This window comes from Peribacillus sp. YIM B13477 (genome assembly GCF_042787955.1).
GTDB classification, from domain to species: domain Bacteria; phylum Bacillota; class Bacilli; order Bacillales; family DSM-1321; genus Peribacillus; species Peribacillus frigoritolerans.
The window spans coordinates 318,474-345,240 of the sequence record NZ_JBHZPD010000004.1; the positions used below are offsets into that span (position 1 = coordinate 318,474).

A 26,767-nucleotide genomic window follows, 5' to 3' on the forward strand; every position below is an offset into this window, starting at 1 on the left:
TAATTAAATTGATTTACAAGGAGACATAGAAATGAAGAAGCAATACAATACGCGTGCCATCTTGGTATCGCTGCTTATCTGCGGTTTTGTGGGCATGTTTAGCGAGACCGCTCTAAATATAGCAATGACTAATTTAATGGAAGTGTTCCAAATTTCAGCCGCATCCGCACAATGGTTAACAACCGGTTTCTTGCTGACTCTTGGCATTTTAATGCCGATGAGCGGGCTGCTGCTGCAGAGGTTTACAACGAGACAGCTGTTCACAGGTTCGCTCGTAAGCTTAATTCTAGGTACACTAATTGCGGCGCTCGCGTTCAATTTTGAAATGTTGATGTTCGCTCGAGTTTTACAGGCGGCAGGCATGGGATTATTGCTGCCGCTCATGTTCAATACTATTCTTGTCATATACCCGCCGGAAAAGCGGGGGGCGGCGATGGGCTTCGTTGGACTTGTTATCATGTTTGCGCCAGCAACCGGCCCGACCATAGGCGGTCTATTAATAGAGTATTTAACATGGCATTATATCTTCTGGATTTCGCTGCCGTTCCTGCTTATTGGGTTGTTGATAGGGCTGAAGTATTTGGAAAATGTCACCGATGTCACAAAGCCCCGGATAGATCTGCTGTCTGTCGCATTGTCAACGATCGGCTTTGGAGGAATTGTCTTCGGCTTCAGTAAGGCAGGCGAAGGATCTGAAGGCTGGAGCAGTGCAGTCGTGGTTACTTCAATCGTCGTTGGGCTCATCGCGCTAGTGCTGTTCATACTGCGGCAGAACGTTATGCGCGATCCAATGATGAATCTGAGCGTTTTCAAATACCCAATGTACGTCGTTGGGCTGCTTCTGGTACTGTCGTGTATGTTAATCATTATGTCGAGCATGATTATCCTGCCGATGTTTCTGCAGACGGGTACAGGACTGTCGGTGTTCACTACTGGACTCATGCTTTTGCCGGGCAGCGCGCTGAACGGTATCCTCTCCCCGCGTATGGGGAGCTTGTTCGATAAATATGGGCCGAAATGGCTCGTTATTCCCGGACTCGTAATCGTTGCAGTCATGTTATGGTTCTTTACTACCCTATCTCCTGCTTCTTCAGTGGCCTTTATCGTGGCTTTGCATATCGGGCTCATGGTTGGGGTAGGCATGATATGGATGCCTGCTCAAACGAATGGGCTAAATCAATTGCCGCCGGAGTTATACCCGCACGGCACGGCAGTCATGAACACACTGCAGCAGGTCGTGGGTGCAATTGGAACAGCGGTCGCAATCAGTATCCTTACGGGTGGTATGGAGAAATACTTGCACGGCTCCTCCGCTCCGGCCAAACAGGCCGAAATTGCAAACGCGATGACGGCTGGATCACAAAGCGTGTTCTTGTTCACGATGATCATAGCACTGATTGGCATGGTCGTAGCGTTCTTCATCCGCCGCGTCGTAGTCAGCCGCGAAGCGGTGCATCCGACACATTGATGTTTTGTCAGCGAATCTGTCTATATCTATTAAGAATGTTTACACTAAATGGATGGGGAAATTGGGTGTCGGTTGAGCTGGTATCAACCGGATATGCCCATTGTGAATAATTATCTTAAACAAACGGGGGCATTGATCCAAGAAGGATCAATGCTCTTTTTTGTTTAGCTATAGGGGCATTCCTGTAATAAAAGAAATAGCAAAAGGCAAGTTTGTGAAGGAATATACTTAAACTAACGGGGCAGGTTAGTGTAATAAAAAATTTTCAAACGAAACCAAAACAAAAACCTTTAAATGGTAAAATTGAAAATAAATTCAATTTTATCGTTAAGGAGGATTTAATTTGAAGAAAATTTTTACTGTATTATTTCTAATGATGGTTTTAACAGCTTGTGGTTCTAACAGCACTAACAAGGATTTTAATTCGGATATCACTAATTTGGAAACCACTAAAAAAGATACTAATTCGGAGGAAATGACTGAGCATAATTATCAATTTACAGGAGAAAGCGAACATTGGGAAGCTGTATATTTTTATGAAGGAACTGAATTATGGGGAGAGAAAAACGAACAAACCACTCATTCCAGCAAAGATAGCTATGAACTTGTATTAAAATATAAGGGGGCTTTGAAAGAGTTATCTTCCATGAAAAACCTGGAATATACTTATGAAACAGCCACTTCAAGCGGAACTAAAACTGAGGCATACAAAGAACCACCTAGTGAAAAAGTATTTACAATTAGAGGTGGATCAGAAAATGGAGCAATAATAGGTGAAGGCGAAGTTATAAAAGTAAATGTAAAATGGGCTGGTTCTGAAGAGTCATTTCAATTGCATAATAAGGCTAAGTGATTTTGTTGAACTAACGGGTGCATTTTTTCCAGGAGCTGTTCAGCAGCTCCTTTTGGTTATGCAACAAACGAGTTGTTTGATTGAGTGCCGGCTCATGTTATAATGAATAACTTACGGAAATTACTATTTTTGAACGGATGCCTAGAAAAGCCTCCGCATAGCGATAAAATATGGAGGTGTAAGAGAATGAATAAACAATGGACGATTGGTCAAATTAAAGAATTTGTTGAGAAGAATTCGGAAAGTAAGTTGCTGACGACGGAATATCACGGTTTTTCTCAAAAGTTACTATTTAAATGTACATGTGGAAGCAACTTTGAAAAGACATTTAAGAAATTTAAAAATAATAACCAACGTAAATGTGATGTGTGCCAACCGCCTAAAGCGACACGATAACGTTTACAAAGAAACGAAGTGCTGAATTTCTATTAAAGAGAAGTTGGCACTTTTTCTTATGGCACTAACAAGGCAGGCTGGCTGAAAAGGGACGAATTACCAGTACAAAAGTTTTGATATTTTGAGATAATCAATAAGCAAGAAGTCTTTAATAGAGTGGGTTTGTTTAGAAAAGTTTGGGTGGTAAACTTTTCATCGGGAATGTATTACTGGGGGCTGCCAAACGGAATATGTATTGCAGCCTATATAGGGCATGACACAGATAAAATTATAAAAAAATGATAGGTTCCATAAAATACATAGTTAAATAATTTTCTTATTGAACTAAAGGTCGGTTTAGTAGAAGATGGAGTCGCGACGAGAGCTCTTTTTTCCCGTAAAAGAACAGGCATGTTATAGTATAGGAGAACCGGATTTTATATGATCTGTGGTAATCTTAATCATCAAAGGAGTTTATTCATAATGCATGTGCTACAAAAAACACAAAAAATAGTTCGCTATCAGAATCAACAGGGCAATATACATTACGGTATTGTTGAGGATGACATGATATTACAACTGTCTAGCAGTTTTGCTGAACTTGTCAACAAGGAAATAAAGTATGACGGGGTCGAGCTGAAATATAGTGACGTGAAAATCTTGGAACCTGTAAAACCTTCGAAAGTGGTTAATTTCGGCTGGACATATGCAGGTCATGCGAAGGAAACGGGTGGAGAGGCAAACCTTGTTGAACCATTCCTATTTTTAAAGCCATTATCTTCGCTTATTGCAGACAAGGAGAATATTATCCTTCCTCCAAACGAGCTATCCAATCAAGTGGAACTTGAAGGGGAAGTGGCCCTTGTCATTGGAAAGCGCGGAAAAAACATTAAAGAAGAAGATGCGCTTGATTATGTATTCGGCTGCACGATATTTAATGACGTGACAGCAAGAGATCTTACAAAAAAAGATCCACAATTTACGCGGGGCAAAGGATTTGATACATTCGGACCTTTGGGACCATGCATCGTTACCGGGGTAGATCCTACAAACTTAAGGATTGTGACCACTTTAAACGGCCGCGTCGTCCAAGACGGAAATACCAATGAAATGTCTCTGAGCATTCCATTTTTAATCAGCTGGCTTTCACAGGTAATGACACTGGAGCCCGGTGATATTTTGGCCACGGGCTCACCATCTGGCAGCTGCATGATCAAGTCGGGTGATGAAGTCGTTGTTGAAGTCGAGAATATCGGTCGGTTATGTAATGGTGTCCAGTAGGATTTGCTGGAATTCTTAATACATTAAAAAAAATCAGAGCTGCCTTTAAGGCAGCTTTTTTCTTGTGCATGTATGTAGTTTGGGGTGTGATTGAAACGAATAACAGGCTATTAGAAATATATATGTTGGATGGGATGATACTGACGACTGGTATTTTGGAAATTCGAAAAGTCCATTATTTCGATGAAGAGCCAAGTAATCCTTCATGTTAGCGGAATGCTTGACCCTTCAGTTTCGTTTACCTGCAAGATTTTTTTGGAAAAGCAAGAAGTCAAGAGATTGTACTTATTTAGCATTACGCGGAGGCTTATTAGTTGGATAAATTGCTTTTTCCAAGTCTTCTGCTGCAATCACTGGGTCTATTGTATTGCTTTTAGCCTTTCCCTTCTGACTATTGCCTTTATCACGCTTTTGGCTCATCCCTAGAACCTCCCTCCATGTAAGCTTCATTTGTTAAGATGGACTATTAGATGGCTACTTATTCACCAAACGAGTGAAGGGATTCGTTTTGATTTGAAAACATCCATATAGCAATTTTACAGAAAGCCCTTTTCCTGTTGAAGTCTACTATGGCAATCTGTCTTAAAGTTGCCAATTCCGATTACTATGGCCTATTGGTGCTTTAAGGCAATTAAAAATAAAAACAGACGGTACAGCGGGAATCTTAGAGATTTTTACTGTACCGTCTATAAAATATCTTCAAGTTTTTTGTTGTATATTAGAATTTTTTGGGGGATACGTCTGTATATAGAATCCATCTGTTTCTGACCATTCTCCATATAGGATATCCTCAATTTTTTTATAATTCCTCTTCTGGAGCCCATCCAAAAGCCATTCTTTTGATTTTTTCACGGATTGGAGTTCTTCCTCTTTTATTTGGCCTTCTTCAATTACTAAGATAGAAGGGGCTTCATCCCTAGGATTGAGGTCAAGCATATCTGGTGTGACGCTTCCTGCCTTAGAATGAAGCTTTACACTGATGTCCCCGCCAGGCTCAAGATATAAATCTCGCACTTCCCGGAGAGTGAACACCCCCTGTTTCCGCAGCATGGTTCGAACCTGTTCAATTTCCAGGTGATTTTTTTTCATTTGTTTTATATCCAATTCGCCATTACGAATAATCAAAGAAGGATGTCCTTTGAACAATTTTTTCATGCGATCACTTTTTTGGGCGCAAATCTCAATGATATAAACGGAAATCCCCCAAAGGCAAATGGCAAATAGAATCTGCCAGATCGACACTTTTTCATCGTAAATGCCTTCTTCCAGAATGCCGCCTAATACTAAAGCGTAAATAAAATCAAAAGGGGTCACTTGTGACATTTCTTTTTTTCCAAGAAGTCTTGTCACTGCCAGGAGTCCAGCCAGCCCAATCACCAGCTTCGTTGCTATTTCCAGATAAATCATTTTATCACCTCATCTTTTTTTCTCTTTCTCCCTTTTAACAATCATTTAAACCAAATTGCACCTGGTATTTATATCACACGGCAGAGTACCGTTTTCTGCAATTCTATTAAATAAGAATACCCAACATCAGAGGCGGTATTGTCCTATTAAATAAAAGAAGACGGTACAGCGAGAATCTATAGAGATTTTCACCGTACCGCCTATTTTAAATGAACTTAAAGTTGTTAATGTGCCTATTCATTACCAATCATTTTTCAAAACAATTTTTCCCATCGCCTTGCCTGACTCCATGTATTCATGGGCTTTTGAGACTTCATCAAACGTAAACATGTTTGAATCCACAAGCGGGCGCAGCTTACCTTCCTCAACCACTTTGGCAACCTTCTTCAAAATCTCTCCATATTGCTTATGCATGTCCTTATTTAATATCTTCAACAACATAAAGGTAACATGGAGGGAAAGTCCCTTCGAATGCACTGGGGAGAGGTCATGAGTCGAACGGGCAGCAATGGCTGCCACCGTTCCATGTACCGCAGCCGCCTCAAAAGAGCGATCAAGGTTTTCTCCGCCTACCGTGTCAAACACAACGTCAAACCCTTTTCCGTCTGTATATTTTTGTACATAGTCATGAACGCTCTCTTCTCGATAATTGATCGTTACATCTGCCCCAAGGCGCGTGCCAATCTCCAGCTTCTCTTGCGAAGAGGCAGTTGTATAGACTGTAGCGCCTTTCCATTTGGCCAGCTGAATGGCAATGTGGCCTACGCCGCCGGTTGCTGCATGGATCAGTATATCTTGACCAGGGACTAGATGTGCCCGATTGAATAATGCTTCCCAAGCGGTAATGGCAACCAGTGGTAAAGCAGCGGCTTCTTCCATCGTCAAATTCTTCGGCTTGTGAGCAAGTAAATCAGCATTTGCAAGCATGAACTCTGCAAGTGCACCGCCAGTCCCTTTAAAACCACCTGCGCATCCAAACACTTCATCGCCAACTTTAAACTCAGTCACTCCTTCTCCCACTGCAGATACCAAACCTGAGACATCACCATGTAAAACGGCTGGAAACTTGGGGGCAACGGCTGGAACTGCACCAGCACGGACTTTCGTATCAATAGGATTTACACTTGAAGCCTTGACTTGAATAAGGACATGTCCAGGTTTTAATTCGGGTTTTGAAACCTCTTCAAGCTGAAATACGGATGGATCGCCAAAAGATTGAATGATTTGTGCTTTCACTTTAGTCACTCCTATTTATTTTTATGGGGAATTTCTCATTGCCTATGCCTGTTAAGGATTGCAGGGAATAAGGTGAAATGTAAGAATATTTAGTCTTTGCTTGTAAAATCAATGATACTTTATCTACTATAAAATTAAAAGTTACGCACATTTTTTAAAGGTAATTTAAGAGAAGTTTCTTAAATCATTAAAATATAATATGATTAAGGGCTATCAAGGTATTGGCGAAGTTTCAGTAATATGTGGAATTGTAATTTTATCGTATGAAAAGTTAATGAACTAACGGGGTATGTTAATTATTGAATGAATTCGTGAAAAAGGCCTTAATGATCAAAGGGGGAGAAGGATGGAAATTCGTTCAGTGAAAGGGTCAGATTACTATGCCATATCGCCGCTAATCAATGAATGGTGGGGAGGAAGGCAAATGTCTGATATGCTACCGAAATTATTCTTTGATCATTTTACAAATACAAGTTTCATAGCCGAAAAGGAAGGGAACATAGTCGGTTTCCTAATAGGGATTCTATCTCAATCTCAGCCTGATGAGGCATATATTCACTTTGTCGGAGTGCATCCTGAATACAGAAAAAATGATATCGGCAGACAGTTATATAATCAATTTTTCCATGTCGTTTATCAAAATGGCCGCAATGTTGTCCGTTGTGTAACGTCTCCGGTCAACAAATCTTCAATCGCCTATCATACCAAGATGGGATTTGAAATGGAAGAGGGAGATACATTCATTGATGGTGTTTCAGTCCACTCTGACTATGACGGACATAATCAAGATAGAGTTTTATTCGTGAAACAGTTATCAATGAACTAAGGTCGACCAGTAAAAATCCGGTCGCCCTTTTCTTATAGAACCCACTAAGGCAGGACTGGACTGTCAGCTAAAGCGGGTTTTATTCATTGCTAATGCTGCCTGGAATAGCATATTTCTCTTTAGAACCTCATAATTATCTAATCTGCTCATTGTATGCCCTTCATGATTGACTGGTTTTTGTGATTTTCTTCTTCCTAGGCAGCTCTTTATGGTCCTATAGGGACAGGATAGTTCAACAAGGATAAGATATAATTTGGATTAATATACATAATTTTAAGAAAAATAGAAAGGAAGCATGAATGTGACAGAAATGATACCACTGACATCGGAGAATTTGGAGCTATGCATCGAACTCTACATGAACGTTTTTAATCGTGAACCATGGAATGAAAGATGGACCTATGAAACGGCTAAAGAGAGACTTTCCGACGTATTGCATACACCTAAATTTCTTGGGTTTTTATTTCATATTGATCATAAACCAGTTGGTTTCATTGCTGGAAATAGTAAAGTGTCTGATCAAGGTTTAACGTATTATTTGGCAGAACTTTGTGTGAATAATCAAATGCAAGGCAAAGGGCATGGCTCAAAAATGCTTCGAGCTTTAGAAGCTGAATTGCAGAAGAGAGAGATTAAAAGTCTGTATCTATTAACGGCCAATGACGGGCTTGCAGAAGCATTTTATCTGAAGAATGATTATGTTGTAAACGAAGATAGGGTGGTCATGAAGAAAAATTTTTTTGAAAAATAGTCAAGGGATGTGATGGAACATTGTCGAAATCTGTAAAGTTGTATCAATTAAGCCGAAAAGTACATAAATGGACTGGATTGATTTTATCCATCTTTTTCATGTTCATTGCAGTAACGGGCCTCGTGCTTGTTTATATGATACCCCTCGGAGTGGCTGATGAGTTAAGGACGGGGAAAGAGGCAAGTCCAGATCAAGCGATACCTATGGAGAAGGTCGTATCCATTGCTGTGTCTCAGGATCTACCAGGTGCGGATTCGGTTGAAGATATTTTTAGAATCGAATATAGGCCAAGTGCAAATGTGTACCAGGTTCGCTTTAATAACGGTCAAGGTGTTCAAATGGATGTGAGTACGGGAAAAGTGTTATCCACAAATCCAGATTACTCGACGTTCCTGATTACTTTGCATGATGGAACCTTCTTTGGTGATTGGTATAGATACAGTATCCTCACAATGACGGGTTTATCCTTAATCCTGCTCTCGTTTTCCGGGTATTACATGTTCGGGTATCCTCTCTATAAGCGTTTAATGGCGAATAAAAGGAAATCTTAATATGAGGTGGTAATGTGGCTATAAAAGGGTTGAATCACTTTTTAATTTCAGTTTCTGATTTAGACAGTTCCATAGAATTTTATCAAAAGGTTTTTGATGCGAAATTATTAGTTAAGGGCCGAACCACAGCCTATTTTGATTTGAATGGAATGTGGATTGCCCTGAATGAAGAAAAAGATATTCCCCGTAATGAAATAAGCCAATCATACACACATATCGCCTTTTCCATAGAAGAAGCCGACTTCATGAACATGTACGAGAAACTGATCGGATTGAATGTAAACATCCTGTCAGGACGTCCAAGAGATGAAAAAGATAAGAAGTCCATTTATTTCACTGATCCAGATGGTCATAAGTTTGAGTTTCATACAGGGACTTTACAAAATAGAATAGATTACTACAAACAAGAAAAAGCCCATATGGAGTTTTTCGACTGATAAGTAAGCCATCTTCAAATGAAAAGGGGAATGTTCATGAAAACTATTGGCCTTATTGGCGGCATGAGCTGGGAGTCATCGTTGGAATATTATCGAATCATCAATGAAGAGGTAAAAGCTAAATTAGGAGGATTGCATTCAGCCAAGTGCATTTTATATAGCGTGGACTTTGAGGAAATCGAACGCTGCCAAGCTGAAGGGGATTGGGAAAGCTCCGGCAAATTATTAGGCGATGCAGCTCTGTCTTTGGAAAAGGCAGGTGCCGAAATGATTCTAATTTGTACAAATACGATGCATAAAGTGATTGGATATATAGAAGAAAAAGTCAGCTTACCGATTTTGCACATTGCTGATTCAACGGCAAAACAAATTCAAAAGTCCAAAATCAGTACTGTTGGTTTACTTGGCACTAAATATACGATGGAGCAAGACTTTTATAAAACACGAATTGAGGCTAATGGTATCAAGGTCCTGATACCAAGCGAAGAGGATAGAAAAGTAATCAATAAAGTGATTTATGAAGAATTATGTTTAGGGGAAATTCAACAATCATCAAGGGAATATTACAAAAAGGTCATCAAGGGGTTAGTTGATGATGGAGCGGAAGGAATAATACTAGGCTGCACGGAAATTGGATTACTAGTAAAACCCGAGGATTCCAAAGTGCCATTATTCGATACAGCTGTCATACATGCCATCGAATCTGTTAATATGGCATTGGAAAAATGAAGTGATCACATTGTGCTTTAAAAAGGAAGGTTGCTGCGGCGGCCTTTTTTTGAGTAAAAGATAAAGGGAATGTATAAACATAGAAAAAACTACTGCTCCCGTACAGTAGTTTTTTTGTTGCGTAACAAGACATTAAAGTACTTTACGTAACTTGAGTTAGGTTAAAGTAAACATTCTGTAAACCCTTATAAATTAATATAAAGATTTTTTCCATCTATAAGATGTTTTGTTTTTTTATAAGTTACCTTCCTATATGAATAAAGGCAGCTTTCAGTTTCTTGCTGAAAGCTGCCTTGTTAATATTTCAATTTCACTATATAGGGATATATCTACATTAGGCTAACTATCATAGCTCTTTGCTTGGACTTTTCCGAGACCAAACAACTACAGGAATAAGTACTAGTGACAGAATGGCTCCAGAAAGTGATAATGCTGCAAAACTAGAATGAGCGACTACCATTCCTGATATCCCCCCACCAGCTGCTCCTGACAGTGCAAATAGTACATCGACTGATCCTTGTGTTTTTGCACGTACAGATGGGTGTGTTGAATCTATAATGAGAGCAGTCCCGCTTATTAAACCAAAGTTCCAGCCCAAACCTAGCAGTACTAACGCCAGGGTAAGCAGTGGCATTGAACCTACGGGTGCAAAAGCTGCCACGAATCCTGAGGCTAGGAGTGTAGCACCAGAAGCAACAGCCATAGTAATACGGCCAAGCTTATCTACCAGTATACCTGTCAATGGTGAAGGAAGATACATGGCTGCTATATGGAAACCTATAACTAATCCTACTTCTCCCAAACCATGACCATGATGTCCCATATGAATTGGTGTCATTGTCATAATGGCTGCCATGACAAATTGAGTCAAAATCATAATTAAAGCCCCTACAACAACACCCTTTTTGTTTATGGTAGCATTCTTTAAGTTTGTCCCTGTTTGTACGCTATCGCCTTTTTTCTTAGCATTCGCAATAGCTGTAGACACAACCAAAGGGTCTGGACGAAGTAAAATTAAGATAAATAATCCGGCAATAATAAAAGCGGCTGCTGACAAGATAAAGGGGCCAGCCAAGGTTGGAACACCAATTGAATCAGCAAAATCCCCCATTCTATTGACCAAGTTAGGACCAACAACGGCACCCAAGGTAGTGGAAACCATGGCCATGCTTGCAGCAGTTGCCCTTTGTTTATCTGTTGCAAGGTCTGTCCCTGCATATCGCGCTTGTAGATTAGACGCTGTACCAGCTCCATAAATAAAAAGAGAAATAAATAAAAGTGGGATACTGCTGGTTAAGGCTGCAATTATAACACCAATGGCACCTAACCCACCTGCAAGGAAACCACCTGCAAGTCCTGCTCTGCGGCCAAAACGTTGCGAAGACCGGCCAATAAGCAGGGCAGCTCCTGCAGAACCTAAAGTAAATAGGGCAGTTGGAATTCCTGCCGCATTTTCAGTCCCTAGCATGTCTTGTGCAAGAAGCGCTCCTACTGTTATACCGGCTCCAAGTCCTGCTCCCCCAAAGATTTGTGAAAGAATCAAAATTCTTAATGTTTTTTTATAAAGCTGTATTTGTCTTTCTGGTGAATCAATATATTCTTGCAACCATATAGGCTGGTGTGTTGAGGCATTTGTATCTTTTGCTGACATTGTCATGAACTTTACCTCCTAACGAAATATCCTTGTAGCTTTTCATGTTTGGATGTCATCCTTGGAACATTTCATATCGTCATTAGAAGAAGCTCATAATTAAATTTCGATAATTATGAGCTTCTTTTATTTCTTATTTTTAAATAGGAACGTGACACTATTTGTCGGTGTTCATATTAAAATTTGTAGGATTCACCATCTTCTGGTACTAACATATTACTTGAGAATCCTTTTTCTTTACTAAAGTTTTTTAATTCTTCTCTAGATAGTGTCCAATGGTTAACAGCTTCCATATGAACAGAAATAATCTTAGCATTAGGAGCCGCCTTGTGTACTTCATAGATGTCTTCTTTTCCCATAATGAGAGAACCATATTCTATCAATTGATTATCTCCGCCATTGACAACAATAATATCTGGTTTATGGGTATCCAATTCTTCCTGTACACCTTCATACCAGACTGTATCACCAGCTACGTACAATGTTTTTTCACTTGGATGTTTAAAGACAACGCCACATACTTCCCCCATACTCTTTAATAGCTCTTCTCCTCTTCCATGCTCGCCTCTTGTTTTAACTAATTGGATGCCATCAAAGACAGTGTCCTTTGTTAATACCTCTACATTGTGGAACCCGGTATTTTGGACTTCCTTTGCATCTTCTTCATTTTGAACGAACATTTTAATATCTTTTGGTAATAGTCTTTGCGCTGCTTCGTCAAAATGGTCTAAATGTAAATGAGTCACAATGACTGCATCAACTCCACTAATAATATCGTCAGCAGAGGTTGGTAAACTCACTGAAGGATTGTTTTGATCTTGCCTAATCGTACCAGGGAAAGACGGGTACGCACCTTTCTCTGCTAACATAGGATCAATTAAAAACTTTTTATTTGCATATTCTACAACTATCGTTGCATTTCGAATTTGTGTAATCTTCATCTTTACAACTCCCTTTCTTTTCATGTGTTCACTAACAGTGTTAAGTGTATAATATGAGCAGGATTCAAATACACAGATAAATTAAAGTGTTTTAGGCGTTTGACTTTATTTTTGAAAGGAGTTGCCGTTCAGATGGATCAAACAGATAAGCGAATTATAGAGGAGTTATGTAGCAATAGCCGGATTACGATGAAAGAATTAGGGGAGAGAGTACACTTAACAGGACCGGCAGCCGCAGCTAGAGTGGAGAAATTAGAGGACAATGGGGTTATTGAGGGTTATAGCATTAAAGTGAATCAAGCGAAATTAGGGTGCTTTACGTATGCCTTTATCAATATCTATATAGAAGGTACACATCATCAACCTTATCTCTCATTTATCCAAACAAAAGAGGGGTATGTCATCAATAATTATAAAATCAGTGGAGATAGCTGTTATCTTTTGGAGTGCAGGTTCCCAAGTAATGAAGCGTTAAATCAATTTTTATTAGAGTTAAACAAGTATGCAAACTATAAATTATCGATCGTTATAAGTAAATAGGGCATGAATAAACATGGATATTTGTGAATAGTCACATTTAAACTATAGGGTGCTTGAATCGTTTTCTTATTCACAAGTTAGTATATGAAGAACTGTACTTAAACTAATGGGTGGTTTAGCTGAAGATCGGAGCTTTCTTTAAGGCAGCTTTTTCTTGAGGAACTCACGGGGCAGGTTAGATTAGGTACATTTCTTCGCAAAAAAGGCTGCCAATTGGCGGCCTTTTGAAAATACGGTTCTTAGCAGTATCATACATTCGCATTAAAATGAAAAACTACCCTGTTTGTGTCCACCGTTTATTCGTACTGTGACACAATCGTTATGTATTTCTCGGGTTTGTGTCTACCCTCAAATGCGCCTTGTTTCTGGAATAATTTTTTAAATGTAGCAAATTCTATTCATAACGATTTGTTGGGGCCCCTTAGCAACAATTCTGGTGACACGTGACAATTGGAATACTTGGCGTGTTTTAAATCCTAAAAAATCAAACCATACTATCTTAAGAGGAGAATTTACTTAAATGAATTTCCCTGAAATACATACAAACTTTTGGGACGCCGTGATAGCAATACCTGTTATAATGCTCCTAACTCAAATAATTAAAGTTTACTTTAATGTACCAAAAAAATTGTACCTTCCATAGCACTGGCACTTGGCCTGATGATTTCCATTTTCATTAGTCTAGGCACAGCTTAGTAACAGGTATCTTTATGGGTTGGTTTTATGGTTATGCTGCGATTGGAAATTATGCTGCCCTAAAAACGACCATAATAGCTTATAGAAATAAAGAATAAGACTACTTTCCCACAATAAGCTGTTTGAATAAAATGTCTTAAACTTAAATAAATGTCCATTTTCAGGCCATCCTTTTAAAGGATGGTTTTTAGCTTTGAAAATTGTTGCACAGTTTATGTCAACTCCGTGAAAAGTTTTATGGAACTATCAGGGCAGAACAACCGGAATGGTAAATATGGTAAAATAATGTAATGGGTGGTGACGATATTGAAAAAGTATCTTGTGTTTTTAATTAGTTTCGTAATGATATATATGGTATTTCAAATAGGATCAGGTTTGATTCTTACTGCTTCTTATACTCCCGATTTTTCTTCGATAGAGAGTAATTTAAGTCAAGAAGTAGTGTTTGGTAAGACTTCAATTCCATTACTGGTAACATTGCTAACTGCTACATTAGCTTATTTTCTTTCTCAAAAGAAATTTAGAATCTCAAAAAATTAAATAAATAACGGGTGCGTTAGCTGAAGATCGGAGCTGTCTTTAAGGCAGCTTTTTCTTATGGAACTAAAGGGGCAGGTTAGTGGTAGTAGAAGGTAATCAGGTGTTAATTAGAGAAAAAGGTAGTAATAAATATAAAATTAAATACTTGAGGAGAAAAGGATGGCTCATAATGGGATAGTTTTAGTAGTTAGTGTATCAATATTCAGAGATGATGAAGTCTTAATAATAAGAGAAAATAAACCAACTGCTATTGATAAGTGGAACTTTCCAAGTGGACGCATTGAATATGGTGAAGACATTCTCTATTCAGCTCGTAGGGAGGTAAAAGAGGAAACAGGCTTTGATGTAAAACTTAATGGTACAACGGGTGTATATAATTTTATCAGTAGTACAAACAATCAAGTTATTCTATTTCATTTTACTGGTGAGGTTAATGGTGGTTCATTAAATCTTGAAGAAGATGAAATTTTAGACAGTAGATGGATTAAGGTGAATGACCTTGTGAAATTTGATAATGAAGAACTACGTGAACCCAGGGTACTAAAGCAAATAATAGATAACTTATTAAAAGAGAAGGTACATTCAATTAGTATTTATAATGAACATCTAAGTAAATAATTCATATTAAGCTAACAGTCCTTTACTTCATTACCAAGAGCTGATCATCAGCTCCTTTTCTTATGGCACTAACGGGGCAGGTTAGTTGGATTATAATGATATATTACTAAAATGGAGGAGATTATTGAACCAAACTAGAAAAGAGTAAACAACCAAGCATTTGTTAAAAAAGGTTTGATGAGGAAATTAAGTTATATTATTGAAAAATTATTCTTAGTTAGCTATAAAACAAAAAAGCTAACAAGGATGTTAGCTAAACTCTGCTACTTGTTAGATTGAAAAAAGAACAGTTTAATTTCTTCTCCACTCGCACTTGTTCCAATTTATCCGTTGTCTTTCTTACTATCTTTAGAATTTTTTTTGAATATCTTATGTTCTTTTAGGTCTTGTATTTCTTTTCTTAATTCTGAAATTTCAAATTCGATATTCACAAGTTTTATTGATAAAGAAGCCAGTATTATATTTTCTTGTTTAATGTCTGAAATTACATTATCGATTTTCTCTAATTTTTGATATAACGAAACCAGCTCTGTATTTTCTTGTTTTTCAGGAACTTTCGTTACAGGTGACGTAGAGCTTTGTTTGTTTTTACTAATCCCCGTAACAGTATTCATAAGCGTATCATTTTTTAGAAGAGTTGTGGCCAGCTGCATAATAGAATTTAAATCCATAGAATTTTCATTTTTTAATGAATTGCTGGTAAGATTCTTAATAGTACCCTTATCAATATTATTATTCGAATTCTTTAAATTATTTTCATTAATTTGTTCATCCATAATTTAATCGCCTTTCTTTAAATGTAAATTCTGAAATTTTCTAACAATATATGTCGTTCAGCCCAAAGTGTTGTGTATTAATATCTTCATTGAAGGGATATTTCTCATCCATAACTAAACAATTATTATTCGTTTTTATAGAAAAAAAACCTGGGAGAGCATTTTTTATGATCTCCCAGTGTTCTCCTCATCCATTAGAAACTCCTAAAAAGATAAGCGTAAGTTTTTGCTGCGGGCCATATTACTAAGGGCAATCAGCTGTAGCAATAGCGTCTCTAGCGGCTATAATTGGTGCAGGATCGAAGCCAAATAGTTGAGCAACAATGACAGCAAGAGTTAAAAGAAGGAACAAAACTAGTCTTCCTAATTCACAAAGAAGATTTTCAAGAATACCACCATCTTGTAAGATAGAAATTGCCATTTATCTTTCCCCCTTTCTAATTAAGATTTTCTATAAGGGGCCCCTTACATACTACATACTATGTAATAAAAACGGACAAGCTTAAACTTATATCACAATAATAAAAAAAGGGCTGCATTTTTTTTATTAAATAAAATTAAAATGAATTACAATATTGACATTGCCCGAGGTTATGCCTTGAGAATTATTGGTGAAGCACAAGGATGTCTTTCAGGCAGCTTATTCTAATTATCCAAAGGATAGCGATTGCTGAATGAAGTAGTCGTTTTTTACTAACGGGGCAAGTTGCAGTTGAAGAAGAGGATATAATCATTCCTCTTTTTGTTGTCAGTCAAATGTAAGTATTTTTTAACAGAGTCATCTTGCAATAATCTCTTCTCTCGTAACGGGTGCGTTTCTACAACAAGTGGAAACGCATTTTCTTATTGCATTAACGGGCAAATAAAGCTTGAGTTGAGAAATAAGGATTATTAAGGCGACCCTTCATTTATTATGAAAGGAAAGATTGTGAAAAAATGTACTTAAACTATAGGGTGCTTTAGTTCAATAACAGGGGTTGCTTCGGCAGCCTTTTTGTTAGGGCACTAACGGGGCAGGTTAGTTTAACAAGGTTAATTCATAATATGTATAGAATATGTAGAGTGTAGGTTCATTTGAAGATAATGAGGTGGCTATCATAAAGAAAATTCTTAGTTTATTGTTTTTGTTTGTATTGTTTATTGGTGTAGTTGCTTGTAACAAAGATGTGATCAAAGAAAACAGTGAAGAAAAACCCCTAAAAGAGGAAAATGTGGTCAAAGTAGAAGAGGCAGAAATACTATTTAATAACTATAGTAAAGAACTATATACTATTAAAGATCCATCCAATCCCCCAACTTTTGATGAAATCGCAGAAAAGATTAAATTATATTTAACAGAAGAACAATATAATGCTGAAATCGCTAACCGGAAATTTCAAATACCGGAATTGGTATCCAAACAAATTAATAAAAGTATAGAAGTACAAGATGTGAAACTTGAAGAACAAAGAAAAAATGCTGATGGCAAAATAGATTACTTATATACAACAACATTTAAAGTTTATGACGAGAATTCATCTAAAATTTATGAAAAAGAAGGAGAATTAACCATATCCACTACAAATAATGAATTAAAAATCGATCGTGATTGGAGTAGAGGGGTGAAAATTGACGGTTTAGATGGTGGCCTATAAGAGCTTATAAATGAAGAGTCATATTCATTAAAGTAAGGAATGGAAAATATATTTCATAATGGTTGTTGCAGCAACTTTTCTATATAAACTCCACAACAATGAAATGTGAAAATTCGGAACTAAGTATTTCGTATTCCTGAGGAAGGTGAAACGCAGTTGGTGTAATGCTGTTTTATACCTAAATGACTCTTTAACACAGAAAAGGTTTTACTCTCGATTATGTTATAATTTCGATTGAAGAATTTCGATTTATACTATGACTATTAGATTGGTTGTTGAAGATGAAAAGGAAAAAAAACAAGAAAAACGAATCAAATATAATTAATATGACATTTGGAAAGAATTCTTATGTTAAGGATGATGAAACAGATTTTATATTTGCGTGGTTACATCCTATTATTTCGTGTAGGTTATGTATCAAGTATTTTATAAAATGGATGACGTCTGTGGATTCTTCTTTAGCACCTAATGTTCACCGTTACTACATTTTATTCTTTACATTGATATTGAGGTCATTTTTGTGGATTTATATTGGAATGGGAATTGGAGTAATCTCAAATGATGAGTCAGATGGTATGAGGTTAGTGACAGAGATTCCAATGGCTTTCGGGATGTCATTTTTATGTATATTTGGACTGTTGTTGGTTTTACGGATTGTCATTTCTTTCTTTGAACTGATCAGACTATTTAAAAAAGATAACTTAATTTTGTATGGTTTGGGAGTTACCGTTGTATATGGATTTATTGGCATGGTTATGTTGGGGAGTGCAATGAGGTAGTTTTATACATGTCATTCTTCAGGTTACGGGTGCGTTTGCTGGAGATCGGAGCTGTCTTTAAGGCAGCTTTTTCTTATGGAACGATCGGAGCAGAATATTGTATAGGAGTAATTTCCATTTTTCATACAAACAACAAGGTGTTAAATGGTATGATTGGAAAAGAATTTAATTTTTAGGGGGTAATATATTTTTGAAAATGGTTAGAACTATTTTAGCGATAGTGGTTATTGTTCTATCAGGTTATAGTCTAATAACTCAAACCTTTGAGTTAATGCCCTATTATATGTTTATCCTTGGGGCATTTATTTTGGTGTCAGGATTTGTCGAACTTCAAAAAGACAGAAAAGGATTTTGGGGATATATGAATATTGTTATCTCTTTATTTATTTTCATTTTTTACATACCGTATTTCTTATAGAACTAACAGGGGCGTTAGCTGGAGATCGGAGCTGTCTTTAAGGCAGCTTTTTCTTATGGAACCATAGGGGCAGGATAGTTCCTTGATCATCATGAGCTTAGAGCATGATTTTCACCTTATTTCTAAGACAACTGATAAACATCAGTTCTATAAAAACAAAAAGATCTCTAATCTAAACTTTTAGAGATTTTTTTTTACGCAAAAACACAACTTTTATTTAGTTAGTACGTCTAAGTATTGAAAATTTAAGAAAAGGAGGGGTGGAGACTTGTCGGAGTACAGAAAATTAGAAATTGCAGATTGGTATGACCAACATAGTAAATCCATTTTAAGCTTTATTTTATTGATGGTTAAGGATTATCAACAAGCAGAGGATTTGACCCACGATACCTTTGTAAAAGCGTACTTATATCATAATTCATTTAAACAGCATTCCAGTGAAAGAACATGGCTATTCAGTATCGCTCATAACTTAACGGTTGATTTTTTAAGAAAACGGAAACCCAGCAGGTTATTTAAAGAAGTGTTTCTTTTGCAAAAGGACAATACCTCATTACCTGAAGAAATGATTCGAATAAAAGAGGAATCATCTGAACTATATAAAGCGTTAGGGGAAATCAAAGATACATATCGAAAGGTGATCGTTTTAAGAAAAATCAAAGGTTTTTCGATTGAAGATACAGCAATGATATTGAGTTGGTCTGAGAGTAAAGTTAAATCAACTCTTTTTAGAGCTATTCCAGCATTAAAAAAACAACTAATAAAGGAGGGGTATTTGGATGAAAAAACAATATGAAGATACTGATTTAGATATCTCCTTAAAGAAGTTAAATGTCGATCTACTGTGGAAAACCAAACAAAAACAAGAACTGAAAAAACGAATCATTTCTGATATTGAAAAGTTGGAGTCCCAAGAGAGAAATAAGAATCCTATCCTATCAACTAGTATCAAAAAAGTAAGTCTGATCAGGATAATAACATACTCTGGAATCGCGTTGATCATATTATTGAGTTTATTTATTGGCTCAGCTTTTATCTCTCCAGCAATGGCAGAGGTTGTATCAAAAGTCTCTTTCATAAATCAAATTGTGCAAAGCTTGAAGGAAACGGATGACAGGAAAGGAAAGCTAGATGCTTTATATGACGAGATATCTAAAAAGTTAAACGAGAATAAGGAGTATGAAGGAAAAGTAGAAGTTGGAATGTCATGGCTTTTTTCCTCAGAGCCTCCTTCATTCACTGTTTGGGTAGGGGATGAAGATTTTAAACAAGAACATGAGGATGAAATTAAAGATATTATTTTTAAATGTGCTAAGTCTTATAAAATTGATGGAGTTGAGGTTGTACTAGAAGTACGGGATAATGTTGAACCAAGTGAAAAAAATAAAGAATTAGAGAAACTTACAGATGAAATACTTACAATAACGCAAGAGGTTGTAGAAGAAAAGGGTTATACCATTTTAGCTAGTGGAGTATCTACGAACCCCAAAAAGGTTACTGTTAAAGTGGGGATTGAAGGAACAGAGCAATATTATAATAAAGTGAAGAGTCAAATAGAAAAACATGTACATGATGTAATATATGCAAAAAAGCATGAGAAGTTTAAAGTTGAAGTCAAAAGAGAAAGTGAAGACGAAATTAAGGGTCAGAGTTGGCAGCCTATTTTTACAGCAGTCATGGAAGAAACACATAAAAAGTTTAAAGAAACAAATGGTTTTGCCTACTCCTTTCATCCAAAACCTCTTGAAATCATTTTAAAGACTTCATTATCCAAAGGAGAGGAGACTGAAGAGCAAGCTGAAAGAATTGAAGAGTATGCAAGACAGGTAGTTGAAGTAAAAAGGAAGGAATTATCCGTTGAAGCAATACCATATAAAGTCATTATACGTGATAAAGATCAAAAGAAATTGTATGAGGAATTGCACAATTAAAATATATTGCTTCTTCGATTAACAGGTACTTTACTTCTCTATGGAGCTGGAAACAGCTTCTTTTCTTATGCAACTGATATGAACGAAACTGTCAACCCACCATCCAAATGTTTTTAAATGGTGTTTCATTCAGAAGGCAGCTTTTTCTTATGGGAGATCGGGACAGGTTAGTTGAAGAACATCATTTCTAAAAAATCCACTATTTTTTAATATAGTGGTGACTAATGATTTGCGTTTGAAATAAAAATGAGGAGGAATACAATGAAACGAATGTCATTCGAACAACCAACCGACCATTATGTTTTTATATGACTCCTCTACGCCCCTTAATAAAGAAAGAAGCAAAGCCTCCATACGGATTAGAAAAAGGGTATGATTTTATAGATATTAAAGTACAAGAAGAATTTCGTGGTAAGGAAATAAAAAGAGTTTATTATGGTACGCCAAAAGATAAAATTTTGATTTGGGAAAAGGGAATGGAATTGCCAAAGGCAAGTGAAGAAGTAGAGAAATACTTTGGATTTGAATAGAACTGAACTTGACTTTTGTTATTCAACTAAAGGTGCGTTAGCTTAAGATCGGGACTGTCTTTAAGGCAGTTTTTTTCTTTATGCAACTATCGGGACAGGATAGTTCAACAAGCATAGTGTCTTCGGACTGTTCGGATTATTTCCAAAAAAGTTTCTTAACGGTAAAATTAGTTAGAGGTGATTTTGTTGATTAGTAATAAAAGTTTTAAATTTAATTTTATAGTTTCTTTAACTTTTCTCATTTTATGTTTTATTTTTATAAATATCTTTACCAATATAGTACCTACCATTATTCTTTTTGGTTACTTCTTTCTGTACTACCTCATTAGTGGCCTTTATCGTTTATCCCAACATAAGAAACAAAGCAAATCGAACTCATATAATTAATTTTCATACCGTCTCATTTGCGTCACAGTTTGTGTCAACTCTTCAATAAGTCTTTTGGAACTAACGAGTGCTTTACTGCAATAAGGGAGTTGCTTTTGGCAGCTCTCTTTCTTATGGAAGGGGCAGGTTAGTTGGATTGCCAGCCAAAGAATAGGAGTGGTTTGAATTTATGGCAATAACAAAGAAAAGATTCTTCATTATTTGTATAGTGGGTATCATAATCAAGTATCTTGCAAGCTCTGGTCTGCAATACTTCAGGGGACAAACGATAAATTGGTTAGGGAATGTAGCATACGCATTCTATTTCGTAGCATTTCTTTCACTTTTACTTTGGTTATTTGGAGATTCTGGTAAGAAAATGCTGATCATTAATACGATTGGCTCAGGCTGTTGAGAAACCCTCGACAGCCTTTAATGAACTAACGGGGCAGTTTAGTTGCAAAAGGATAATGGATTTTTGTGGTAAAATTAATAGGAAAAGGATAATAAGGGGGATGACAATGGAAGGGTTGGAAATATACGATTTTTTAAGATTAGTTTTTATAACCTTTATAATTAGTTTAATTGTTATTAGCATTATTTTATTGGTTCAAAAGAAACGGAGCAACCTCGTTAATGGATTCACAGTTAGTATTACTTTAATAATTTCAATAATTGTTTCTGGTATTAATCTTATTATTATAGGATACATAGCTGATGAGTTAAATTTAGGAGGAGATGTTATTTCCTCATATTTGTTTCTTATAATTTTAGGGTTAAGCATATTTAATTTGTTTCTTTACTTTAAAAATAAAAACAGTATTATTAGTGATTAATAAATAAATAAATAAATTTTGTTCTTAAAGGAGTTGTTAGGGCAACTCCTTTAACGTCGTGAGTTAGCTGAAGATCGGAGCTGTCTTAAGGCAGTTTTTCTTCTTTAACTAACAGGTGTTATTGTTTAATGGGAAATCTACTACTCTAGTATAATAGTTCTTTTTTTGTCTATACTGTCTATTATTATGGTATATATTGGAAATAAACAGGTTTGACCTTAACTGATGTATGGGGTTTATAAAAGGCAGATAAGCAAATCCAATTTATCGAGAATAACGGGATAGTATATCCATCAGTTCTTGCTTGGCTGTTTCTACACTTTCTTTTTGGAAATGTTTGTATTGCACTCGGATCTTGGATTCATCCATTCCTGCTGCACTTTCCAAAAACCCAGAAAGTCCTCTTGCTTTTCTATCCACTTCGATGAATAAATCTACGGATTGAGCGTCCGCGACGAATCCGATTTCAACCTCATCAAGGCTTCTTTGGAATGGACCGCCCTTTGGCTTGTATTCGAATTCCTGAAAGACACCCGTTTTGCTACGTTTGAAGGGTACATTTTTCACTTTGTTCAAGTAAAACCCTAATGATTCGATTGCTTTTAGGAAGCTACTGACTGTTTCATTTTCAAATACGTTTATATAATCGTTATCTTTAGGGTCCAATGCGAACGTCACATCCATTTCCGTCTTCATCCACACAGACACGTCCCCTACCGTGATTGGCGTTTCGTACGGAAGTTGCAAGGAAAACGGAATCACCTTTTCTTCGCCTTTTTCAATGACGAATGCATCCGAAACCTTTATTTTGTAAAGGGTAACATCATCTAAATACTTACGGTCATCCTGTTCCCTCAAAACCTGTGTCATCACATGGATGTACAGCCCATTGATTTCCTGTTGGGTGTTTCCGCCAAGGACAAACACGTTCCCTTTTACCGTTTCTCCTTGTTTGTATGAATCTTTTTCTAATTTTGTATCCACTTTCGCCGCACCGATTCCGATGCTTGCTTTCATTTTATCAAAAAATGACATGTACATAATTCCCCCTTTGTAAGTCTATAAATAGCATAGCATAATAGGTTAATGGGCGCCTCTAGAAGGGGTTCGAAGTTTAATGGGCCATGAAAAAGTGAGACCACAAAAATTTATGCATATCCAACACACGTATAGGCGTTTGTATTAGAGTTCATCCGCATGACTTAAGTGGCTATCTTAAAGCTTGGAAAGAATGGAGAGTGTATCTTCCTTCTATTTAAATTTATAATGGTAAAATGTCAAAAAGACTATGATGCAAAATCATAAGATTGGACACCAGAAGATCGTCATTACTGGCGATCTTTTTTCTTTTTATTTATTTGAAAGCGCACTGTAACCAAATTAATAGTAATAATATTTTATGAATTAGAAAAAGATAGGGTAAGGGAAGGAGGGATTGCGAATGTCAGTGAAAAAGTGGGTAACGGGATTGGTCGTTATGCTTGCAACGGTTGTAGTTGTGACATCTCTAGGATCATTCGGCGTATCTGCCGCATCCCGGGTTGTAGCTCAGCCTGCGGTGAAATCGATTGAGGTCGAGTTGAACGATGATTTCTTTAATCCGGAAGCCATCACTATTCCGAATGGAACAGCCACAACGTTGATTTTGAAAAACAAAGGTAAGAAAGAGCACACCTTCACAGTGGAAAAGCTCGGAATAGACGCAGAGGTTCAGGCAGGTAAAGAAAAAACCATTACCGTGCAACCGAAACAGCCGGGTACATATGAACTGATATGCCGGTACCATTTCCAGGAAGGAATGGTTGGGAAAGTGATCGTCGAATAAAAGGCAGGGCCTAATAAGGCCTTGTTTTTTTATTAGGCAAAGGAAAATCCTTTTTCATTTCAGGATATGGATGTTGGATCATTAATAATGGTTCCACCTCTAATGAATGGCAAATATAATGTAGGGTAACGTATAAACCATTTAGAATGAGGTGGAAATGTGTATTTTTTTAAACCTATTTCTGATGAGGTTCGTTTATCTCAAATCCTATTCAATAAACATAATAGAACGATGAAGCTCATTTTAGTGTCCATTTTTGCTTGCATTGCTGCCATTCTACAGGCTGCTCCAGGCTTTTTACCAGGTATCGGATACTTTATAAGTCCCCTAGCCACTGCACCTATTCTGTTAGGTTCCATGTTTTCCATACCATTTGGAGTGGTGACCTACCTTTTGACAATTATGTTGTTATTCATCCTACAGCCAACTGAACTCATTGTATTTCCTTTTACAACTGGATTATTGGGTCTTGGCATAGGGACATCTTTTTCTTTTTTAAGGAAGAGATTAAGTGTTATTGCTGTTGGTGCCATTCTTTTAATGTCAGGAATTATGAGTCTACTATTTATTTTTCACTTTCCGGTTTTAGGTCCAGCCGTGCCTGTTTCCTTTTCAATTCTGATAACTGGCTTTTTATTAGCTTTCATTTATAGCTGGTTTTGGGTTGAAGTTGCTTTGATCATTTATAAAAGATTAAAAACGATTATAGTTTAGTGAGTCACCATCACTCGTTTTTAATTTCAATTTATTCATGATTAAGTAGAATTTTATAGTTAGGGTTCAACGATTTCAAAAATCGTACCTTGGTTAAAATCAGTCACTTTCATAGAGCCATAAACCCCTAAATATAGTCTGGTTTGATCCAGGTTCGTTCCCAAATTAACATAATAAGCTGATTGAGACCCAAAATCATAATCGGTTTGTATCATACTAAAATCATTTTGTTGACCATTTGGTCTTATGGTGGTATAAGCTAAAGCCCCTCTTACCTTAGGTTGAGTTTCTTTCCGGGCAAGATCGGTAAACACAACGCTTCCTGTCAAAGCAGGGATTCTTTCCCCCATATAGGCTTGCACTCCTGTAATTGCAGTTCCACTAAACTTATCGGGTCTGGTATCTTCATGAAAATAACTAGTCAAAGGCTGAAGACGGTTCCCTGAAAGCGCAGCTGCTTCATTGTAATAAGCAGTTATTTTTTCATTCAAATCCGGATTTTCCGTGCACTTTCTTATAATCGAAGCAGGAAAAGCACCTTCCCAACCTCGCCAGCCAAAGTTAATAAATCCTTCTTTGTCAGGTTCGGAATTCATGGAATAAGCTTGAATAAGCTGAGTAACCGGTATTGGTTTATACTGAACGAATGAATAAATCGACTCGACCAAACGCTGTCCGACATTTCCCGCATACTTAATATACTGATTATAAAATCTTTGAAATGAAATGCCTGGTATATTGCGCACCCCTTTGGCCATTACCATGAGCGTTTCCTGAATGGGTGTGGGAAGTTCATTAAAACGTGTGACAATGGGGGGGTTATTGATGTATAGATTCTTGCCTACATCCATTTCGATTATTTTACCGGCGATTTCGAGATCATCCTGGCTTAAGTTAAATGGATCATAGCCTGATCCGCCATCTCCGGTTGTTAAAACAAGTTTTCCTGTTTCAGGTGAAAAGTTTAAACTATTGAACCCATTATGATTTTTAAATGGCCGTCTTAAGTTAAGTAATGTCCGTCGTTTTTGAGGTTGACCATTCGATTGTAAAATCCATTCTTCAATTGTATCAATATGATCATATTTAGTTTCTCTATCCATCCACCTTAGGTTTAACGTTTTGGGATCACACGGGTCAGGCTTAAAAGATTCAGAAAGAGCACCTGGACCTTGTGTTCCTGCCACTGAATAATGAAGGTAAAACAGGCCGTTATAATAAAATTCGGGATGAAACGCTAGCCCCAGCAATCCCCGTTCATCATATCCGCCACCAGAAACACCTAGTTTTAGAATTCGCGGGCGAATATCTAAAAAAGTCCTTATCTCTCCGTTTCCTATGTAAAAGATCTCTCCTACCTGGGTTGCAATAAATAATCTTTCAATGGAGTCACCCGGAAGTATAGTCGTTTTCAAAACAGTAGGTAAATTTATCTTACTTACAATGGGCCGTAAACCAACCTTCACTTTTATCAACTGATTTTGCCCCCCTTCTTATTGTTTTCTTTAATAAGAATATGATTAGAACTGTCCATTAGTACCAAATTAGGCAGGGGGAATCTGATAAGGCAATGCACTAATTTCGCACGAGCGTAAGTAATCTAAAGGGGTGCGTTACTTAACGGGACTGTTTAAGATGAAAAACTAAAACCAATACTTAAATTGTCTGTAAGTATTGGAAATCCCGATCAGGAATAGGTGCTATTGACAAGCAACCATACAGTTGCTTATACTTGTTGACATGCAACCACAGAGTTGCTTATAATCGATGTATGTGGGATAAAGACGCTATATTCAAAGCACTCGGCGATTCGACTCGGCGGCTGATATTGGACGAACTATCTGAACGCAACGAGCTGACGTTGTATGAACTTACGGTACGTCTCATTACAAAGCACGACCTTGCCATTTCGCGACAGGCAATCGCTAAACATCTAGCTGCATTGGAAGATGCAGGACTCGTAAAATCAAAACGAAAGGGAAAATATCGAGTACTAATGTTCAACAACGAACCACTTAAAAACTTGCTGAAAGGATGGATAGAGTAATTTTATAAAAT

General features: G+C 37.0%; 31 protein-coding genes and 1 pseudogene. 23 read left to right on the forward strand and 9 right to left on the reverse strand.

What is annotated here, in order from left to right; genetic code table 11:
- The first annotated feature begins 7 nt into the window (after nucleotides 1-7).
- The 4 genes from ACFX4H_RS15460 to ACFX4H_RS15475 all read left to right on the forward strand — a co-directional run bounded on the left by ACFX4H_RS15460 (nucleotide 8) and on the right by ACFX4H_RS15475 (nucleotide 3,977).
- Nucleotides 8-1,468, forward strand: coding sequence for a DHA2 family efflux MFS transporter permease subunit (locus ACFX4H_RS15460; RefSeq protein ID WP_376708065.1), 1,461 nt, complete (start codon nucleotides 8-10; stop codon nucleotides 1,466-1,468).
- A 343-nt stretch (nucleotides 1,469-1,811) separates the two neighbouring features.
- Complete coding sequence (locus ACFX4H_RS15465) at nucleotides 1,812-2,321, forward strand: hypothetical protein (protein ID WP_377435772.1); 510 nt, start codon at nucleotides 1,812-1,814, stop codon at nucleotides 2,319-2,321.
- A 186-nt stretch (nucleotides 2,322-2,507) separates the two neighbouring features.
- Nucleotides 2,508-2,717, forward strand: a complete 210-nt coding sequence (locus ACFX4H_RS15470; RefSeq protein WP_034304456.1) for a hypothetical protein — start codon at nucleotides 2,508-2,510, stop codon at nucleotides 2,715-2,717.
- Between the two features lie 462 nt (nucleotides 2,718-3,179).
- A complete protein-coding gene (locus ACFX4H_RS15475; protein ID WP_034304454.1) occupies nucleotides 3,180-3,977 on the forward strand; it encodes a fumarylacetoacetate hydrolase family protein in 798 nt (265 codons plus the stop codon).
- Nucleotides 3,978-4,262: 285 nt separating this feature from the next.
- Here ACFX4H_RS15475 and ACFX4H_RS15480 read toward each other — a convergent pair whose 3' ends face one another.
- The 3 genes from ACFX4H_RS15480 to ACFX4H_RS15490 all read right to left on the reverse strand — a co-directional run bounded on the left by ACFX4H_RS15480 (nucleotide 4,263) and on the right by ACFX4H_RS15490 (nucleotide 6,620).
- Nucleotides 4,263-4,397: a hypothetical protein gene (locus ACFX4H_RS15480; protein ID WP_283249168.1), complete on the reverse strand. Its 135-nt coding sequence runs from the start codon at nucleotides 4,395-4,397 to the stop codon at nucleotides 4,263-4,265.
- A 279-nt stretch (nucleotides 4,398-4,676) separates the two neighbouring features.
- Nucleotides 4,677-5,384: a DUF421 domain-containing protein gene (locus ACFX4H_RS15485; protein ID WP_377435773.1), complete on the reverse strand. Its 708-nt coding sequence runs from the start codon at nucleotides 5,382-5,384 to the stop codon at nucleotides 4,677-4,679.
- Nucleotides 5,385-5,624: 240 nt separating this feature from the next.
- On the reverse strand, nucleotides 5,625-6,620 hold the full coding sequence (locus tag ACFX4H_RS15490) for a zinc-dependent alcohol dehydrogenase family protein (RefSeq protein WP_249599301.1): 996 nt from the start codon (nucleotides 6,618-6,620) through the stop codon (nucleotides 5,625-5,627).
- 346 nt (nucleotides 6,621-6,966) lie between these two features.
- Between ACFX4H_RS15490 and ACFX4H_RS15495 the strand changes: the two genes are divergently transcribed.
- From ACFX4H_RS15495 to ACFX4H_RS15515, 5 genes are all read left to right on the forward strand, one after another.
- Nucleotides 6,967-7,446, forward strand: coding sequence for a GNAT family N-acetyltransferase (locus ACFX4H_RS15495; protein ID WP_034304445.1), 480 nt, complete (start codon nucleotides 6,967-6,969; stop codon nucleotides 7,444-7,446).
- A 310-nt stretch (nucleotides 7,447-7,756) separates the two neighbouring features.
- The gene (locus tag ACFX4H_RS15500) at nucleotides 7,757-8,197 is read left to right on the forward strand and encodes a GNAT family N-acetyltransferase (protein WP_249599307.1); all 441 of its coding nucleotides are present in this window, start codon (nucleotides 7,757-7,759) and stop codon (nucleotides 8,195-8,197) included.
- Between the two features lie 20 nt (nucleotides 8,198-8,217).
- The gene (locus ACFX4H_RS15505; RefSeq protein ID WP_098187212.1) at nucleotides 8,218-8,748 is read left to right on the forward strand and encodes a PepSY-associated TM helix domain-containing protein; all 531 of its coding nucleotides are present in this window, start codon (nucleotides 8,218-8,220) and stop codon (nucleotides 8,746-8,748) included.
- Between the two features lie 14 nt (nucleotides 8,749-8,762).
- Complete coding sequence (fosM, locus tag ACFX4H_RS15510) at nucleotides 8,763-9,185, forward strand: FosM family fosfomycin resistance protein (RefSeq protein WP_258249133.1); 423 nt, start codon at nucleotides 8,763-8,765, stop codon at nucleotides 9,183-9,185.
- 36 nt (nucleotides 9,186-9,221) lie between these two features.
- On the forward strand, nucleotides 9,222-9,914 hold the full coding sequence (locus tag ACFX4H_RS15515) for an aspartate/glutamate racemase family protein (RefSeq protein ID WP_377435774.1): 693 nt from the start codon (nucleotides 9,222-9,224) through the stop codon (nucleotides 9,912-9,914).
- Nucleotides 9,915-10,260: 346 nt separating this feature from the next.
- On the opposite strand, the gene ACFX4H_RS15520 is transcribed toward ACFX4H_RS15515, so the two are convergent.
- Nucleotides 10,261-11,571: an MFS transporter gene (locus tag ACFX4H_RS15520; RefSeq protein WP_377435775.1), complete on the reverse strand. Its 1,311-nt coding sequence runs from the start codon at nucleotides 11,569-11,571 to the stop codon at nucleotides 10,261-10,263.
- Nucleotides 11,572-11,741: 170 nt separating this feature from the next.
- Nucleotides 11,742-12,506: an MBL fold metallo-hydrolase gene (locus ACFX4H_RS15525; RefSeq protein ID WP_377435776.1), complete on the reverse strand. Its 765-nt coding sequence runs from the start codon at nucleotides 12,504-12,506 to the stop codon at nucleotides 11,742-11,744.
- A gap of 132 nt (nucleotides 12,507-12,638) precedes the next feature.
- Between ACFX4H_RS15525 and ACFX4H_RS15530 the strand changes: the two genes are divergently transcribed.
- From ACFX4H_RS15530 to ACFX4H_RS15545, 4 genes and pseudogenes are all read left to right on the forward strand, one after another.
- Nucleotides 12,639-13,046, forward strand: a complete 408-nt coding sequence (locus tag ACFX4H_RS15530; RefSeq protein WP_034304420.1) for an Lrp/AsnC family transcriptional regulator — start codon at nucleotides 12,639-12,641, stop codon at nucleotides 13,044-13,046.
- Between the two features lie 520 nt (nucleotides 13,047-13,566).
- Nucleotides 13,567-13,840, forward strand: a pseudogene (locus ACFX4H_RS15535) (hypothetical protein).
- 208 nt (nucleotides 13,841-14,048) lie between these two features.
- Nucleotides 14,049-14,282: a hypothetical protein gene (locus ACFX4H_RS15540; protein ID WP_262871644.1), complete on the forward strand. Its 234-nt coding sequence runs from the start codon at nucleotides 14,049-14,051 to the stop codon at nucleotides 14,280-14,282.
- 159 nt (nucleotides 14,283-14,441) lie between these two features.
- Nucleotides 14,442-14,900: an NUDIX hydrolase gene (locus ACFX4H_RS15545; RefSeq protein WP_377435777.1), complete on the forward strand. Its 459-nt coding sequence runs from the start codon at nucleotides 14,442-14,444 to the stop codon at nucleotides 14,898-14,900.
- 323 nt (nucleotides 14,901-15,223) lie between these two features.
- On the opposite strand, the gene ACFX4H_RS15550 is transcribed toward ACFX4H_RS15545, so the two are convergent.
- A complete protein-coding gene (locus ACFX4H_RS15550) occupies nucleotides 15,224-15,676 on the reverse strand; it encodes a hypothetical protein (RefSeq protein WP_377435778.1) in 453 nt (150 codons plus the stop codon).
- A 244-nt stretch (nucleotides 15,677-15,920) separates the two neighbouring features.
- On the reverse strand, nucleotides 15,921-16,097 hold the full coding sequence (locus ACFX4H_RS15555) for a hypothetical protein (RefSeq protein ID WP_249599185.1): 177 nt from the start codon (nucleotides 16,095-16,097) through the stop codon (nucleotides 15,921-15,923).
- A 667-nt stretch (nucleotides 16,098-16,764) separates the two neighbouring features.
- Here ACFX4H_RS15555 and ACFX4H_RS15560 point away from each other — a divergent pair.
- The 7 genes from ACFX4H_RS15560 (at nucleotide 16,765) to ACFX4H_RS15590 (ending at nucleotide 22,170) form a co-directional block, all read left to right on the forward strand.
- Nucleotides 16,765-17,310, forward strand: a complete 546-nt coding sequence (locus ACFX4H_RS15560) for a hypothetical protein (RefSeq protein ID WP_249599186.1) — start codon at nucleotides 16,765-16,767, stop codon at nucleotides 17,308-17,310.
- A gap of 281 nt (nucleotides 17,311-17,591) precedes the next feature.
- Complete coding sequence (locus ACFX4H_RS15565) at nucleotides 17,592-18,089, forward strand: hypothetical protein (protein ID WP_249599187.1); 498 nt, start codon at nucleotides 17,592-17,594, stop codon at nucleotides 18,087-18,089.
- Between the two features lie 686 nt (nucleotides 18,090-18,775).
- Nucleotides 18,776-19,303, forward strand: coding sequence for an RNA polymerase sigma factor (locus ACFX4H_RS15570; protein WP_377435779.1), 528 nt, complete (start codon nucleotides 18,776-18,778; stop codon nucleotides 19,301-19,303).
- Nucleotides 19,287-20,438, forward strand: a complete 1,152-nt coding sequence (locus tag ACFX4H_RS15575; RefSeq protein ID WP_377435780.1) for a DUF4179 domain-containing protein — start codon at nucleotides 19,287-19,289, stop codon at nucleotides 20,436-20,438. The genes ACFX4H_RS15570 and ACFX4H_RS15575 overlap by 17 nt, the downstream gene beginning before the upstream one ends.
- Before the next feature lie 308 nt (nucleotides 20,439-20,746).
- A complete protein-coding gene (locus ACFX4H_RS15580) occupies nucleotides 20,747-20,968 on the forward strand; it encodes a hypothetical protein (protein ID WP_377435781.1) in 222 nt (73 codons plus the stop codon).
- 556 nt (nucleotides 20,969-21,524) lie between these two features.
- The gene (locus tag ACFX4H_RS15585; protein ID WP_377435782.1) at nucleotides 21,525-21,749 is read left to right on the forward strand and encodes a hypothetical protein; all 225 of its coding nucleotides are present in this window, start codon (nucleotides 21,525-21,527) and stop codon (nucleotides 21,747-21,749) included.
- Nucleotides 21,750-21,855: 106 nt separating this feature from the next.
- Entirely contained in the window at nucleotides 21,856-22,170 is a 315-nt protein-coding gene (locus tag ACFX4H_RS15590; RefSeq protein ID WP_377435783.1) for a hypothetical protein, read from the forward strand.
- Nucleotides 22,171-22,434: 264 nt separating this feature from the next.
- Here ACFX4H_RS15590 and ACFX4H_RS15595 read toward each other — a convergent pair whose 3' ends face one another.
- A complete protein-coding gene (locus ACFX4H_RS15595; RefSeq protein WP_063590061.1) occupies nucleotides 22,435-23,205 on the reverse strand; it encodes a sporulation protein in 771 nt (256 codons plus the stop codon).
- 406 nt (nucleotides 23,206-23,611) lie between these two features.
- Here ACFX4H_RS15595 and ACFX4H_RS15600 point away from each other — a divergent pair, with 406 nt between their 5' ends.
- Nucleotides 23,612-23,995: a cupredoxin domain-containing protein gene (locus ACFX4H_RS15600; RefSeq protein ID WP_377435784.1), complete on the forward strand. Its 384-nt coding sequence runs from the start codon at nucleotides 23,612-23,614 to the stop codon at nucleotides 23,993-23,995.
- Between the two features lie 159 nt (nucleotides 23,996-24,154).
- The gene (locus ACFX4H_RS15605) at nucleotides 24,155-24,709 is read left to right on the forward strand and encodes a hypothetical protein (protein WP_377435785.1); all 555 of its coding nucleotides are present in this window, start codon (nucleotides 24,155-24,157) and stop codon (nucleotides 24,707-24,709) included.
- Between the two features lie 59 nt (nucleotides 24,710-24,768).
- On the opposite strand, the gene ACFX4H_RS15610 is transcribed toward ACFX4H_RS15605, so the two are convergent.
- The gene (locus ACFX4H_RS15610; protein ID WP_377435786.1) at nucleotides 24,769-26,184 is read right to left on the reverse strand and encodes a PQQ-dependent sugar dehydrogenase; all 1,416 of its coding nucleotides are present in this window, start codon (nucleotides 26,182-26,184) and stop codon (nucleotides 24,769-24,771) included.
- A gap of 296 nt (nucleotides 26,185-26,480) precedes the next feature.
- Here ACFX4H_RS15610 and ACFX4H_RS15615 point away from each other — a divergent pair, with 296 nt between their 5' ends.
- Nucleotides 26,481-26,756, forward strand: a complete 276-nt coding sequence (locus ACFX4H_RS15615; protein ID WP_048679554.1) for an ArsR/SmtB family transcription factor — start codon at nucleotides 26,481-26,483, stop codon at nucleotides 26,754-26,756.
- Nucleotides 26,757-26,767 lie beyond the last annotated feature (11 nt).